The following is a 15,415-nucleotide window of genomic DNA, read 5'->3' on the forward strand; positions in this document are numbered from 1 at the left end:
CGCGAAAGGGGAGATCAATGGACGATCGATTGTTGGAAAATTATCTGCAGGAATTACGATGGTTGCGTAAAGCCAGTGGCGAGTTCGCCCATCGGCACCCGCACGTTGCCTCTCGTCTGCGGTTGAGTGAATTTGATTGCCCGGATCCCCACGTTGAACGACTTTTAGAAGGCTTCGCTCTGCAAAGCGCCAGACTGCATCAGCGCCTTGACGACGGCTTTGGTGAACTGTGTGAATCGCTACTGGAGCTGCTTTCTCCCCATACAATACGACCGTTTCCTTCCTCTGCTACCGCCCGTTTTACTGCGGATCCGCTGGCAGGCGATTTGAGTCAGGGTTACGCGCTTCCTGCCGGAACGCCGCTTTACGCGCTCACGGAAAGCGGTGAGACGGTCTGGTGGCGTACCGCGCTGGCGCAAACGCTGTGGCCTATTGAGATTGAAGAGGTTACCTGGTGCGATGCGGGACAGGCCCGGCAGTTAACCGGGCAGACGCAGGCGCGTGGCGCGTTGCGTATTCAGCTACGTTGCCTGTCGCCACATCAGTTTTCTACGTTGGCGGTAACACAGTTACGCATTCATCTCAGCGGTTCGCCGCAAATCAACGCCACGCTGTTTGATTTGTTGTACGCCCATGTCATTGGCCCGCAGCGCCCACATCCCATTGGCCTGCTGAATGCCGAAAAAATTTTGCCCTGCGAACCGGGCGTAGAGTCCAGCGTGCTGGCGCTCAGTGCCTGGATGAACAGTCCGCAGGCGCTGATGTATTTTGATTTGCCGCTTCCGCCGACGAGGGATGGCGATGGCATGACCTTGTGCATTCCGTTCGATCGCGCTCCGACGGGGGCGCAGCATATTCGCTCGGGTGATATTCGTTTGGGCTGTGTGCCAATAGTTAACCTCTTCACCCGGACCTCTGAGCCGCTGATCGCCGGGCATACCCGCAGCGAGCATCGGTTGGTGGCCGATCATCACGATCAACATGTACAGATCTACCGTGTACAGACGCTGTGGATGAGTCACCGTGAGGAAGCCTGGCGCGTGCCTGCGTATTACTCAGCCCGTGGGCATAGCGAGTCCCGCTGGTTCTGGCATGCGCGGCGCAACCGCCAGCAGGGCAATGCGCTGTGGCTAACCCTGGTGGACCGCCGTTTCGACCCGTTTGCCCCGGTAGAAGAGACAAGCCTGACGGCAACGCTCTGGTGCAGCAACGGTGAGCAGGCCGCACAGCTTTGTGCGGGAACGCCTCTGACCTTTGAAGTCCCTGGCCCGGTTGCGCAGGTGCATTTGCTGGGAACGCCGACCACGCCTTCCGCGCCCGCCTTGCAGCGAGATGCCCGCTGGAAACTGCTTTCTTCACTGGCGCTCAATCACCTTTCATTGACCGAAGGAGAGAGGGCTCTGGACTCGCTGAAAGAGCTGCTGGCGCTGTATGCCCCTTCCTCTGCATCACCTGCTGTCTGGCAGCAGATCAATGGCATCCGTGAGATGTGTTGTCAGCGGGTCAGCGAGCACCGCGGAGGCGATGCCTGGCGCGGCTGGCATAACGGTATTCGGGTGACGCTGACCCTCGACCCACAGGCATTTACGGGCAACAGTCGGCTGTTGTTTGCGGGGGTCGTCGCCCGTTTTCTGGCGCGCAATGCTACCGCTAACTGCTTTGTACGTACGGTACTGCTGGATGAAGGGGAGGCGCTGTCGCTATGGACGGATGTCGAAAAGACCGCGCTGATAGCGTAATTGCGCAACTTAAGGGCGAGCCGTGGCGTTTTTCGCTGGAGCAGTGCCTCAGGCTTTTACAGGCGAGCGGCGACACACCCGAGCTGTGGGGCGAGCTGGGGCTGGCGTTTGCGCCAGCGGAAGTCGGCGCGCTGAACCAGGATGTTCTCCAGGTGCATAGTCTCGGGCCGGGAGGCGCAGACGGTGTATTGCCCTACGGCTGGCTGGAATGGTTGCAGCAGGCGACGCAGGATAAAAACAGCGCACCGCAGGATTTTATCTTTATGTTTCAACAGCGTTTTATTCAGCATCACTACCGGAGCCTGAGCCTGTACCGGCTGGCAACGCCTTATGGTCAGTGCGAGGACGCGCCGGGGCTGGCGGTGATGCGGGCGTTGTGTGGTTTCAGGCTCGATGCTATGGAAAAGCATGAGTCTGCGCAGGTACAGAGCCTGCTGATGCAATGCGGCAGTCTGACGAATCGCAGGCGTTCAACGGCTGGATTTGTGGCGCTGGTCGAGGCCGTACTGGACGTCACCGTGCAGGTCGAAGAGTTTGTCGGCCGCTGGCAGCCTTTGCCGCAGGCATCCATAAGCCGGACGGGGTGTCGGCTGGGGCGCAACAGCGTCGCCGGGCGACGGATTTGGAACCAGCATGCGGCGCTGCGGGTGCATCTGCATGCTGAAAGTGCCGCCCAGTGGCGGGCGTTTTTATCCGATGGGCAAGCCTTTATTCAGCTCAGCAAACTGGGGCAAATCTGGTTTGGCCCAGGGATAACGCTGCAACTGATGATGCGCGGGACGCTAAATCTTGACCACTGCCTGAGCCGCGATACGCCGCCGCGTTTGGGCTATACCGCTCAACTGGTAGGGCGTAAACCCGCCGCGTTTCATTGCCAACAGCAACTTGAGGAGAACAACGCATGGACTTAAAAGCGCTGGTACAACGACTGAATCCGGTTTGCTTTCGTGCGCTGGAGCAGGCCGCCGAACGCAGCCGGGCGCAGGGACACTGGTTTGTTGAGCCGGAGCATTTGCTGCTGGCATTGCTTGATGATGAACACTGTGATCTCGCGTATTGCCTGAGCGGTGCGGCGATTTCCGTCGACACGCTGCGCGAAGAGATCCGTAGCGCCCAGGCGCAGTTCAAATCAGGCTGCACGCGGATGCCGGTGTTTTCCGTGCAACTGGTGGAATTACTGGAAGGTGCGGTTTTGTTGGCGGCTTTCCAGCGCCTGTTGAAGGTCCGTTCAGCGTTGTTGCTGCAAGCCTTACTCACCCGAGAGCGTCTGCGCGCCCAGCTGGCGCAGGGAATGCCGCTGCTGTTGCTGCTTCAGGCGGGAGTGATGGAAAGCCAGTGGCAGAGCTGGTGTCGTGGCTCCGTTGAAGAATTAAGCGACACGCATGCGGGAGAAAACCCGGAGCGTGAAGGCGGTGTGCTGGATCAATACACCCACGATCTGACCTGTGATGCGCGGGAAGGGCTGATAGATCCGATCATCGGGCGCGACGCGGAGATCCGCCAGTGTATCGACATCCTGCTGCGCCGCAGGCAAAACAACCCGATTCTGGTCGGTGCGCCCGGCGTGGGCAAAACCGCCGTGGCCGAAGGGCTGGCGCGACGCATTGCCGAAGGCAGCGTGCCGCCGCCGCTGCGCGATGTGGCGCTGCTGTCGCTGGATCTGGGGTTATTACAGGCTGGCGCAGGGGTGAAAGGGGAATTTGAACAGCGGCTAAAAGGGGTGATCGATGCAGTAAAAAAATCCCCGCAGCCGATCATTTTATTTATTGACGAAGCCCACACGCTGATTGGCGCGGGCGGCGCCGAGGGCGGGAGCGATGCCGCCAACCTGTTGAAACCGGCACTGGCGCGTGGGGAACTGCGCACCATCGCCGCCACCACCTGGCAGGAGTACAAAAAATATTTCGAAAAGGATCCGGCCCTGGATCGGCGTTTTCAGCGTATCCAGATTGAAGAACCGGACGAGAACAGCGCGGTGGTGATGCTGCGCGCGGTGGCCGACAAGCTGGAAGCACACCACGGCGTGCAGATCCTCGATACCGCTATCCGCGAGGCGGTGCGTCTGTCGCAGCGCTACATTTCCGGGCGCCAGTTGCCGGACAAAGCCATTAGCGTGCTCGACACCGCCTGTGCCAGAGTGGCGCTGGCGCAGCATGATGTGCCGCCTCAGCTTGAGGAGATCCGCCAGCAGCAGGCGGCCATCGAAGAAGAGAGTGAGCGTCTAAACCGTGAGCTGCTGGTCGGCGTCGATCACCACGACAGACTTTGTGAACTGGAGGCGCTGGCGGAGAAACTGCACATTCAGGCGCGGGAAGTGGAAGGGCGCTGGCAGGATGAGCGTCAGCGGGTCGGTGAACTGCTCGCTGCCCGCCAGCGAATGCTGAGTTTGTGTGAAAGGCTGGACGATGACGAGGAACTGGAGCAAGAGCTGGTGGAGTGCGCGGCGCTGATCGGCAAACTGGAAACCGCCGCCGCGCAACTGCGCGAGGAGGTGCCGCTGGTGCCGGACTGCGTGGATCCCGCCACCGTAGCGGCGGTGATCTGCGGCTGGACGGGCATTCCGCTCGGACAGATGCTCACTGATGAAGCCCACGCCCTGCGCACGCTGGTCGAACGCATGAGCGAGCGGGTGATGGGGCAACAGGCAGCGCTGGAGACCATCGCCCAACGCCTGCGCGCCTATCGCAGCGGCCTGACCGACCCGCAAAAGCCGGTCGGCGTGTTCCTGCTGGTGGGCCCAACCGGTGTGGGAAAAACTGAAACCGCGTACGCCCTTGCCGACGCCCTGTACGGCGGCGAACGCAATCTGATCACCATCAACCTGTCTGAATATCAGGAAGCGCACACCGTCAGCCAGCTAAAAGGCGCGCCGCCGGGCTACGTTGGCTATGGCAGCGGCGGGGCATTAACCGAAGCTGTGCGCCGTCGCCCCTATTCGGTGGTGCTGCTCGACGAAATCGAAAAGGCGCACCCGGACGTGCTGGAGGCGTTCTATAACGTCTTCGACAAAGGTGTGATGGAAGACGGCACTGGCCTGATTGTCGATTTCAAAAATACGGTGATGCTGGCGACCAGCAACGTCGGTGCGGAGTTAATTCTTGATACCCCTGCGGCTGATTTAAACAGTGAGCGGTTTAACGAGGCGCTGTGCGAGGAATTATTAACCCATTTCCGCCCGGCTTTTTTGGCAAGGATGACCACGGTGGCGTATCGGGCGTTGGATGAAGAAATATTAAAAGGAATTGTGTTGGCTAAATTGGATAAGTTATCGCAGAGATATTTTGTGGCGACGGGAGAGAAATTAAATATGGAGGATGGATTGGTTGAGAGAGTAATGGAGAAATGTAAGGGGGTGGGGGCCAGGGATGTTGATAATCTGGTGGTTGGGGAAGTGATGGGGTTTGGTTACGGTGGTGTATTATGAGTAAAAAGATATATATGCCTGCTGATTATAAATACGCTATTGATTTAGCAGATATAATTATCCATACAGTAAAGAACGTTTTAAGGTATGGGGCTGGAAATCAGGTTCATTTTAATACTCCAATAACGTTTTCATACAGTAGTAAAGCGCGAATAACAACAAACTTTCCAGCTCATTATCTGGTTGATGAAACAAGGAGTATAGCAAAGGTACTATCTGCTGGAATGGGGCAAGGAAAAAGTGGAACAAGGCGTTCGGCATTGGCTGCAAAAATGGTTGGTGCTGGTAATTGTGGGGAACATGCTGATTTAGCATATGTCTTGTGTCGGGAATATTTTTCTTCAGAGTGGACTGTATGTAACGTTTCCTCAAAAAAAATGGATCATGCTTTTGTTCTTCTTTGGAAAGGGGGTAACCCGGAAATGATTAATCATTCAAGAGGAAAATTGCACTATAATAGTAGAGGGATAATTGTTATTGATCCATGGCCAATAAAAGCACAATCTGTTCTTTGGCATGATCATTTTTTATATGATCGAGGTCCAATTGACAGTGTCGTTAACTATCATTCGCGTAAAAGGTGTTTAGGGCATCGTATTTATTCAGGTGTAGATACTAATGCAAAAGTCATACAGAGTTTACGGATAGGAAGTGCAGTGGTTTCGTCTCCAATAGTTCTACAATCTAAATTTTTAGGTAAGGATAAATATTCAATTATGGTGAGAGGAATAGCTAAACAGAAAGAGGTAATTGAATATGAAACATATAGAAAAATTAGATCTGAAAATCTGTCTGGCACGAGTCTTAGTTACCAGTATGACCATCAGTATGTAACAAGAAATGATGATGTTTTTATATATGACTCATATTAAGTATGGTTTATATCCATCAAATGGTTTAGGGAACCGTTATTTTTGTTGAATAATAAGGACTTCCCCATGCCCGATACCACCATTATAAAACTCACCACCACAGCGCTAACCGATCTTACCACCGCCGCTGCGAAATTATTCTTAATGATGCTTATAAAGGTACTTTTAATGGTCTATAATAAAACCCCATTAACGAGGAAAACATCATGCCATTTCATATCCTGACTAAAACTGCAGCCAGCATCACCGACCTGAAACGTAACCCGATGGGGACGGTTAACGCTGGAGAAGGTGAAGCGGTGGCGATTCTGAACCGCAACGAGCCTGCGTTTTACTGCGTGCCGCCTGCGATTTATGCGTATCTGCTGGAGCTGGCAGAAGACGCCGAGCTGAACCGCATCGCCGACGAGCGTGAAGGTGGAAAGCGAATAAAGGTGTCTTTAAATGACCTATAACCTGGAGTTTTTAGATATTGCGCTCAAGGAGTGGCGCAAGCTTTCTCCTACATTACGCGAACAGTTCAAAAAGAAACTGGCGGAGCGGCTGGAAAATCCTCATGTTCCTGCCGCCCGCCTTTCCGGCAAATTACACCGTTACAAAATCAAGCTTCGCAGTGCCGGGTATCGTCTGGTCTATCAGGTCGAGGACGAGCAGGTTGTCGTTCTTGTGATCGCTGTAGGCAGACGTGATGGCGATGAGGTTTATCATCAGGCTAACCGGCGTTAGCGCTATCGTTAAAAAAGGAATTTCCAATGCCCGATACCACCATTATCAAACTCACCGCCCCGGCGCTAACCGGTCTCACCGCCACTACCGCGTACACCGAGTCTCAGCTTAACGGTCTGACCACCGCCACCGTCGCGGGAACCACCTCCGCGCCGTTAACCTTAGACAGCGCGCTGGCGACCCATCTGACCGCCACGATTAACGACGCCGACTACGACGGGTTGATTGCCGAAGCGCACCAGCTTCCGGTGACCAGCAACGCCGATCGCTATCAGTTTGTGCTGCGCCCGTGGGTGTGGTGGCTGACGCTTGCCAGCAACAACCGCGTGTTTCAGAACCTCAGCGCGCAGGAAATTGTCGAGAAGGTGTTTAAGGATGCTGGGTTTACCGACTACATATTTCAACTGAAAAGCAAACCAACAAAACGTGAATACTGCCTGCAATACAACGAAAGCGACTTCAATTTTGTCTCGCGGCTGTTGGAGCAGGAGGGCATTTTCTGGTTCTTTACCCATGCAGCAGGCAAGCACACGCTGGTGCTGGCAGATGATAACAGCGCCTTTCCGCCGATTACTGGCGATAAAAAGGTCAAATATCAGGCAGCAGCGAGCGGCGAGCGGGAAACCGGCGCGATCCGTTCGGCAGAGCTGCGTTTGCAGGCCACTTCGCAGGGGTTCCAGAGCAGCGACTATAACTATGAACAGCCAAAAGCCGCGCTGTTTGCGCAGGCCGGTGAGAAGAAGGGGGGCATGGAGTATCAGCATCCGGGGCGTTTTATCGTTAAAGCCGAAGGCGACGCGCTGGCGGCGTGGAAGGTTAATGCCCTGAAGGCGCAGGCGAAACAACTGGTCGGTGAAAGCGACTGCGCGGCGCTGATGGCCGGGCACTGGTTCACCTTAACCGATCACGACGACAAGGCGCTTAACATCGACTGGTTAATTACCGCCGTCAGCCATGAGTACGACGGTGAGCATTATCGCAACCGCTTCACCGCCATCCCGAAAGCGACGCTATACCGTCCGCAGAGCAACACGCCAGTACCGTTTATGCATACCCAGACGGCGACGGTGGTGGGTAAAAGCGGGGAAGAAATCTGGACCGATAAACTCGGTCGGGTGAAGGTGCAGTTCCCATGGGATCGCGAGGGTAAAAACGACGAAACCAGCTCCTGCTGGCTGCGGGTCGCCACCGCCTGGAGCGGAAACGGCTACGGCGCGCAGTTTATCCCACGGATCGGCCAGGAAGTGGTGGTGAGCTTTATCGACGGCGACCCGGATAAGCCGCTCATTACCGGCTGTGTGTACAACGGGGCGAATGCTTTGCCGTATGCGCTGCCAGCGAATCAGACCCAGTCCGGTATTAAAACGAAAAGTGAAAAAGGCTTTAACGAGCTGCGCTTCGATGACAAAAAAGATGCTGAACTGCTGGCGATGCAGGCGCAGAAAGACTTCCAGCTCACCGTGTTAAACGACAGCAAAACCACGATTAGCCACGATGAGATCCACAACGTTAAAAACGACAGCACTCGCACCATTGAAGAGGGAAACGAAACCGTCACCCTGAAAAAGGGTCATCGCACGGTCAAAATTGAGAAGGGTAGCGACACGCTGGAAGTGAAGGATAAACGCAGCGTGACGGTGAAAGGCGATCAGGAACACGCCATCGACGGCAACGAGACGCATAAGGTAAAGGGCAACTACACGCTAAATGTTGACGGCAACCTGACGATAAAGGTCAGCGGTACACTAACTCTGGAGAGTGGCAAAACGTTGGACATCAAGAGCTGGGCGGACCTTAATGCCAGCGCGTCGGGCAGCATGAAGCTGGATGCCACCAACATCGCCAGTGCAGCGAAAGCCGATTTGACCCAGAAAGCGGCAACCATCAGCCATGAGGCAAAAGCTACGCTCATCAGCAAAGCCAGCGCCACTCAGACTGTGGATGGCGGCGGGATGCTGATGATTAAGGGTGGGATGGTGAAAATTAACTGATGAGCGATACGCTGGAGTATCAACAGGATAGCACCCTGCTACGAGCTAATTTCGCAAACGACCAGCTAAACGGCGAAACGCGAATTGAAGAAAACGGACGGCTGCTGGCGGTTTTGCGTTACCAGCAGGGGGTGCTGAACGGGATGATGGAGCGCTGGCATCCTAACGGCCAGCTTGCCATGCAACAGGTGTATCGTGAGGGCAAGCCGGACGGTGTGGCGCGTTACTTTTCAGAAGAAGGGGCGCTGATGCGTGAAGAACAGTGGGTTCATGGTCAACTGCACGGCGAATGCCGCAGCTTCTATCCTTCCGGTCCGCTGCAGATGCGTGAGCAATGGCTGCAGGGGTTGCGTCACTCGCTCAGCGAACAGTTTTACCCGGACGGCTCGCCAGCTCAGCGGCAATCTTATGAACAGGGAAAACTGAAGGGGGAAGTGGAACGCTGGCTTCCGGACGGACGTGCGGTGGATACTAAGGGTAAACTACAGTCGCGGATGAGCAAATGGACCGAGAGGCTGTGAAGAGCAAGTATATGATCAACATACGCGATTCCCAGTAGATATCATAATGTGTGAGAAGCTATAGCTAAAAATCCTCTTTCTGATGTACTGCCAAAATAAACTGATTAGCGATACGTTTTTATGATAAAAATCATTAAACAGGATGGATTATAAATTTAATAATAAAAACAAGTATGGCTTCATGTTACAAATATATAAACAGTTTATCATAATGATATTTTTTTATTTCCCTCCTGGGTTGATAATAAGGATTGTTAAATGAATGCAGGCGAATTATCAAGTTTTTTTAAAGTAATGCCTTTGAGTCTTATATTACTTTCTTTCCATGCGCAGGCAAAAACACCAGATGAATTTGTGACGCAGGAGTATCTGAATAACACGGGACTCTGGGTGATAAATGCAGCTGAAGCCTACTCGAAAGGATACACAGGGAAAGGAATTGCGCTTGGAGTACTTGACACCGGTGTTAATTTTCAACATGCCGAATTTAAAGGTAAGAAATTCTTATGGTTTCCGGATGAAGGTTACGTTTATGACTGGGAAATGAATTCACATGGCAGCCATGTTGCCGGAATTATGGCCGCTAACAAGGATGGCCAGGACCATCCGGGAAATATGCATGGCGTTGCTTTTGATGCAAACCTGCTCGCGATGGGAACGCTCCTGGATGGTATTCATGAGAATAATTTTGGGACTTTAATAAGAGCTGTGCTGGATCGACCTGACATCAAAATTGTTAATAATAGTTGGGGCGATTCACTTTATTATTTAGACGAGCTTTTTACTGCCGCAAATGATGCTGAGCATGGCGAGATAATTCTTAATGTACGCGATGCTATCTCAGCATATGAATCGGACTCGTTCCTTTATAATCTCGGAGAGCACGATAAGTTGATGGTTTTTGCGGCAGGGAACAGTGGTCACCGGGGCCCATCTACACCAGCAGCGTTCCCTGCATTTTTACCTGATCTTCATAACTGGCTCAGTGTTGTCGCACTTGATTCGACTGACGGGCGTATTTCCCTGGAGAGTGATGGAAAAACTAAACGTCTGTCCGATTCTGCTGTCCCCACTTATTCAGAGCTGGCAATGGGAGCCGAAGAGTTTTCTCTTGCAGCGCCGGGAACATGGATTAATTCCGTTAATGCTACGGGTGGATATGCGGATTCTACAGGAACATCAATGGCTGCTCCCTATGTGTCCGGCACACTGGGTCTCGTGCAACAGGCTTACCCATGGATGAGTGCAAGACAACTGGCAGATACAGTACTCTCAACTGCGGACCGAAATTTTATTGCTCCCGGGCAGATTATTTCTCTTTCCGAGGACAGAACAATGGATCCGGTGACGGGGCATTCGTTCACCGATACGGTGATCCGTCTGCAAATCGTCGACAGTGCGGATAAATACTGGGAACGGGTTCAGGAGGAAAAGGTGATTCCTTCAGCCGGTACTCCGGAAAGGGAACGTCTTGAAACCTATCTCCGTAAATATTACAGAGAAAATACAGCGATGGTGTACGGATATTATGGGATTAAAAATGATGATGAATTCATTGCTGCATTCTTCGCAACAAAAGACTCTCCCTACAAAATAACATATCCTGACGGTACAGTTTATTCCACACTTTATGGCTCTGTCTGGAGCGTTCCTTTTGACCAGATTTTCGGGCAGGGAATTGTTAATGCGGGGAAAGCTGTTGATGGTCCGTCACAGTTCAACGTGAATCGTATGACCCCGGATGATCTCTCCAGCGAACAAATCAGTGTATATACGGGTAAAAAAGAGCTGCTTTACGCTGTCGATACCCGGGGTTTTGTTTCCGGGTGGCACAATGATATCTCTCAGGAACTCTGGCACACAGAACGCCATACGAATATTCTGCCCGAGTTTCTGGAAAAATATCCTGATTTTCTTGAAATAATGGAAAAACAGACCACCGCAGGTCTTCTGAAAAAAAATGAAGGCACATTATACCTGACAGGAACCAACAGTTATCAGGGATCGACCGTGATTGAAGGTGGCACACTGTCCATTTCTCAAAAAGAAGATCATTCAGGTGGACAGTTACTGAACAGTAACGTGTACGTTCTGCCGGAAGGGCAATTACAGGGTAACGGAACCATACACCAGAGCGTGTCTAACTGGGGTAACGTTACTCCCGGGAACGGCATTGGGGTTCTGACTGTTGGCAGCTATGTACAGTACTCACCGGGTACGCTGCTGATGGATTTTGATTCAGCAGGTCATACTGACAGGCTTATTGTTAATGGCGACGCTAAAATTGACGGGACGCTTGCGTTATCTCCTGTTCGAGGCTATTACAATAATCCTGTTACTTTTTCTTTTAATGACCTGATCTCTGCAGGTTCCTTCTCTTCATTACCGGCTGTTACGGAACTGGGCCGCCTCTCACCCACGCTTACGATGAATATTGTGCAGGACCAGGATCGGTTCACGATCAACACGTCACGAAGCCTGGAGGCATACAGCCAGTATGCATCAGACGATAATGCGTCCCGCGTGGGCAGGGCACTGTCTTCTGCGGCAAATGTACAGGCCGACATGTACGAACTTTACGGTGCACTGGATTTCTCAGATGCAGAGGGCCGTACTGTTCGCAACGCACTGACACAGTTATCACCAGACGCGTACGGTAACGCAGCGCTGGCCGCTTTTGAGATGCAACGGATGCTGTCTGATACGCTTCTTTCTGGATTGTTTGCACGCAGTGAACAAAAGGACAGTGAATGGCATGTCTTTGTACAACCCTATGCCGTGACATCTGACATGAACGCACCTGGCGGAACGCGTGGTTATCATGCGACAAACGCAGGGCTGATTGTTGGCGCAGAGCAGAGCCGGTCTGACGGGCTGACCTTTGGCGGTCATATGGTGATGAATCATCAGTCCGCAAATGGTGATGAGAATGGGGTCTTACGCAATAATGGATTGTATCTTGGTGTTCAGGGGGACTTCTCGCCGTCGGACCGGGGGGGCTGGAATCTGTTCGGAACGGGCCGGGCAGGGATTGAAAATCAGGACATGACGCGGCGTGTTTCTTTCAGTGATTATTCTGCGGAAAACAGGAGTGCCTGGACCGGTTATTCGGGAAGTGTTCGCGTGGGAGTGGGGTATGCGTTTCAGCAGAAAGGGTTCAGCGCAGGGCCGTTTTCCGCTCTGGACTATGCCTTTTCATCCCGTCCTTCTCTCACCGAACAGGACGGCGGAGGAAGCCGTCTTCATCTGGATAGCGAAAATTTTCATTCTCTGCGTTCCGTGCTCGGTGTGCGTCTGCAAACCAGTGAACAGTATCTGAGTGAACAGGTTAACTGGAGTGTGCAGGCATATACTGCATGGAACCATGAACTGCGTGAAAATGCCGGCGTGATGCATGCGTCGTTTGCGGCTGCGGATAATGATGACTTTTCCGGTACTGTGAAAATGCCGGACAGGGACAGCGTTAGTGTCGGGACAGGGATTGTTTTCAGAACGGATAAAAATGTTGCTGTCTCTCTCAACAGTGGCGGGGAGATTTATCGCCGGAACGGCACCTCAGTGTATGGAAATTTAAGTGTGGAATGGGCATTCTGAACGGTGCCATTGCAAAGAGCAGGCCACTGATAAACGTTGCTGCCATTTTCGCCTGTCGTGTCAGTCATGAATGTATTTAAAAACCGACACCTCAGGCGTGACATTAATCTCTGGCCGGGAAGCAGATACCGTCGGTACGGTATCTGCTGGCGTGAATTGCAGCAGAGGCTGACTGAATGCGGCGTAAATATCGCGCCCTTTCAGGGGACTCCCTCACTCGTCTGACAAAAAAGAAAATGGATATCCACCTGAATGGCGGATATCCACAGAATTATTTTTCGCTGAGAGGATTGCTGACTCTGGCAAAATCGAACGGAGAAATCGTCTGTATTCTGTTTGCATCCAGAAAATCGGCCCACCACTGGAGCATCAGTCGACGCTCGTCCATAAACTCGGCTTTGTGGATGTAGGCCGCACGTACGCCATTTCGTTCCTGATGACTCATCTGACGTTCCACCGCATCCCGTGACCATAATCCCGACTCAATCAGTGAACTGCAGGCCATGGCCCTGAAGCCGTGACCACAAACGTCAACTTTCGTATCGTAGCCCATCAGTCGCAGGGCGTTATTCACCGTATTTTCACTCATGGGTTTCCAGGGGGTATGGTCGCCAGTGAAAATCAATTCATATTCTCCGCTGATGGTGTGGATCTGCTGCAGAATATCCAGTGCCTGAGTTGAGAGTGGAACCAGATGCTCTGTACGCATTTTTGAGCCACGATGGGAATACTTGACCCCCTCAATAGGTTTCCGCTCTGGAGGTATGGTCCACATGGCTTTCTTGAAGTCGATTTCAGACCACCTGGCAAAGCGTAGTTCACTGGAACGGATGAAGATAAGCAGGGTGAGTTTAGTTGCCAGTCGGGTGAGAGGTTGTCCTCTGTAGGTACCCAGACGTTCAAGCAGTCCGGGAATGCGACTGAGGGTCAGTGCCGGGCGGTGCTGACGCCTCACGGTCGTGAGTGCGCCGGCCATGTCGACAGCAGGATTATACGCAATAATCCCGGACTGAGCTGCATAGCGCATGATGGCGGCAATGCGCTGCTGAAGGCGGGCGGCTATCTCATAAATTTCTTTTGTCTCGGCTGCTTTGACGGGAATGAGGAGGTCGGGGGTTCTCAGCGTAGTGATATCACGTGAACCGATAAACGGGAAGACATGCGTTTCAAGGCTTTTGAGAATTTTGTCGCTGTGTGAGGCCGACCATTTTTTATTGCTTTTATGCCACTGTCGGGCGATGGCTTCAAAGGTCTGTTCTGTGGCGGGAACGGCTTTCCGAACCCGTTTTTGTTCACAGGGGTCAGTCCCTTCGGCGATGAGCTTTCGGGCTTCATCCCGTTTCGCTCTTGCCTCAGATAACGAGACATCCGGGTACACGCCCAGCGCGAGGGTTTTCTCTTTGCCGAGGTGCCGGTAGCGCAGTCGCCAGTAACGGGAGCCGTTGGGATGAACCAGTAAAAACATGTTGCCGCTGTCGGCGAGTTTATAGGGTTTTACGTCCGGTTTTGCGGCCCGGATTTTAGCGTCAGTCAGTGCCATGGCAGGGTTCCTGAGTGATTTGAGGGTACAGGATTTTATCGAATCAGACTATACCCGCAGATGTACCCGCACAAGGGGCTTGATGCGGGTGGAATTGGGTAGAATTGGGTTGAACCGGATGATTTGGGAGGCGTGGATTTTAGCGGGCTCAGAATGCAAAAACGGACCTCCGTGGAGGTCCGTTGATATGAATTTGGTGCCCGGACTCGGAATCGAACCAAGGACACGGGGATTTTCAATCCCCTGCTCTACCGACTGAGCTATCCGGGCAACGGGGCGCATTAAACCGTATTCACGTCTGTCAGTCAATTAAATTTCGGGAAAAACCGTTCAACCGCTTAATATTACGGCAATCTACGCATTTATGCCTGAAGATTGAACAAAATAGCGTGGTGCCAATTTCTCACCACCCAATAAGCGTTGTGCGCTTAAGTCAGCGCACCGCCCATACGGCACTGAGCAAAGCGCAGGATATCTTCAGCCAGACGGTGTGCTGTTTCGACATCAGCATGGCTACGATTGACCAACATGCGGCTCAGGCAGCCTTCCAGCACCAGCTCCATCTGTTTGGCAACCATTGCCGGGTCGTCAACTTCCAGCGTCGTGAGCAGTTCATGGGTGAAGTCATGCGCCGCCTTTTTTTGTTGATCGGCTAACTGATGGATCGGATGTCCGGGATCGGGGTAAAACGTACAGGCGGCGATGAACAGGCAGCCTGGATAGCGATTATTGCTCACGCATTCGGACAGCGCGTTGTAGCGTGCCAGTAATTTCTGCTCAACGCTCTGGGTGTCATCCAGCAAAAGCTGACGCCGCCAGATATCCACCCGCTGGCTGAGGTAACGTAACGCATCGTACAGAATGGCCTCTTTATCGGGCCAAAAGCGTTGTAGTTCATCAAGAGGATAATTGATACGTTCGGCCACCATTTCCAGCGTGGTATTGGCTATCCCTTGAACCTCAAGTAATTTCAGGGTTTCTCCCAGGACATCTTCACGTTGCACGGTA

General features: G+C 52.9%; 11 protein-coding genes and 1 tRNA gene. 9 read left to right on the top strand and 3 right to left on the bottom strand.

The window, feature by feature from the left end; translation table 11 throughout:
- Window positions 1–17 precede the first annotated feature (17 nt).
- From tssF to ACU8YC_RS12435, 9 genes are all read left to right on the top strand, one after another.
- Window positions 18–1,739: a type VI secretion system baseplate subunit TssF gene (gene tssF / locus ACU8YC_RS12395; RefSeq protein WP_446895392.1), complete on the top strand. Its 1,722-nt coding sequence runs from the start codon at window positions 18–20 to the stop codon at window positions 1,737–1,739.
- A complete protein-coding gene (tssG, locus tag ACU8YC_RS12400; protein ID WP_446895393.1) occupies window positions 1,703–2,650 on the top strand; it encodes a type VI secretion system baseplate subunit TssG in 948 nt (315 codons plus the stop codon). Before tssF ends, tssG begins: the two co-directional genes overlap by 37 nt.
- Window positions 2,641–5,163: a type VI secretion system ATPase TssH gene (gene tssH, locus ACU8YC_RS12405; RefSeq protein WP_446895394.1), complete on the top strand. Its 2,523-nt coding sequence runs from the start codon at window positions 2,641–2,643 to the stop codon at window positions 5,161–5,163. Before tssG ends, tssH begins: the two co-directional genes overlap by 10 nt.
- Window positions 5,160–6,035, top strand: coding sequence for a hypothetical protein (locus tag ACU8YC_RS12410; RefSeq protein ID WP_446895395.1), 876 nt, complete (start codon window positions 5,160–5,162; stop codon window positions 6,033–6,035). The genes tssH and ACU8YC_RS12410 overlap by 4 nt, the downstream gene beginning before the upstream one ends.
- 206 nt (window positions 6,036–6,241) lie before the next feature.
- Window positions 6,242–6,490: a type II toxin-antitoxin system Phd/YefM family antitoxin gene (locus tag ACU8YC_RS12415; RefSeq protein WP_446895396.1), complete on the top strand. Its 249-nt coding sequence runs from the start codon at window positions 6,242–6,244 to the stop codon at window positions 6,488–6,490.
- Complete coding sequence (locus ACU8YC_RS12420) at window positions 6,480–6,761, top strand: type II toxin-antitoxin system RelE family toxin (RefSeq protein ID WP_200103067.1); 282 nt, start codon at window positions 6,480–6,482, stop codon at window positions 6,759–6,761. The genes ACU8YC_RS12415 and ACU8YC_RS12420 overlap by 11 nt, the downstream gene beginning before the upstream one ends.
- Window positions 6,762–6,787: 26 nt before the next feature.
- Entirely contained in the window at window positions 6,788–8,752 is a 1,965-nt protein-coding gene (locus tag ACU8YC_RS12425) for a type VI secretion system Vgr family protein (RefSeq protein ID WP_446895397.1), read from the top strand.
- Complete coding sequence (locus ACU8YC_RS12430) at window positions 8,752–9,273, top strand: toxin-antitoxin system YwqK family antitoxin (protein ID WP_446895398.1); 522 nt, start codon at window positions 8,752–8,754, stop codon at window positions 9,271–9,273. Before ACU8YC_RS12425 ends, ACU8YC_RS12430 begins: the two co-directional genes overlap by 1 nt.
- Before the next feature lie 258 nt (window positions 9,274–9,531).
- Window positions 9,532–12,867 (top strand): S8 family serine peptidase, encoded by a 3,336-nt coding sequence (locus tag ACU8YC_RS12435; RefSeq protein ID WP_446895399.1) that lies wholly within the window; start codon window positions 9,532–9,534, stop codon window positions 12,865–12,867.
- 271 nt (window positions 12,868–13,138) lie between these two features.
- Here ACU8YC_RS12435 and ACU8YC_RS12440 read toward each other — a convergent pair whose 3' ends face one another.
- The 3 genes from ACU8YC_RS12440 to ACU8YC_RS12450 all read right to left on the bottom strand — a co-directional run bounded on the left by ACU8YC_RS12440 (window position 13,139) and on the right by ACU8YC_RS12450 (window position 15,411).
- Window positions 13,139–14,407: a tyrosine-type recombinase/integrase gene (locus ACU8YC_RS12440; protein ID WP_446895400.1), complete on the bottom strand. Its 1,269-nt coding sequence runs from the start codon at window positions 14,405–14,407 to the stop codon at window positions 13,139–13,141.
- 194 nt (window positions 14,408–14,601) lie between these two features.
- Window positions 14,602–14,677 (bottom strand) — tRNA-Phe (locus ACU8YC_RS12445).
- 158 nt (window positions 14,678–14,835) lie between these two features.
- A complete protein-coding gene (locus ACU8YC_RS12450; protein WP_210904338.1) occupies window positions 14,836–15,411 on the bottom strand; it encodes a transcriptional regulator in 576 nt (191 codons plus the stop codon).
- Window positions 15,412–15,415: the final 4 nt, after the last annotated feature.

The organism is Citrobacter sp. VF227, assembly GCF_052950715.1.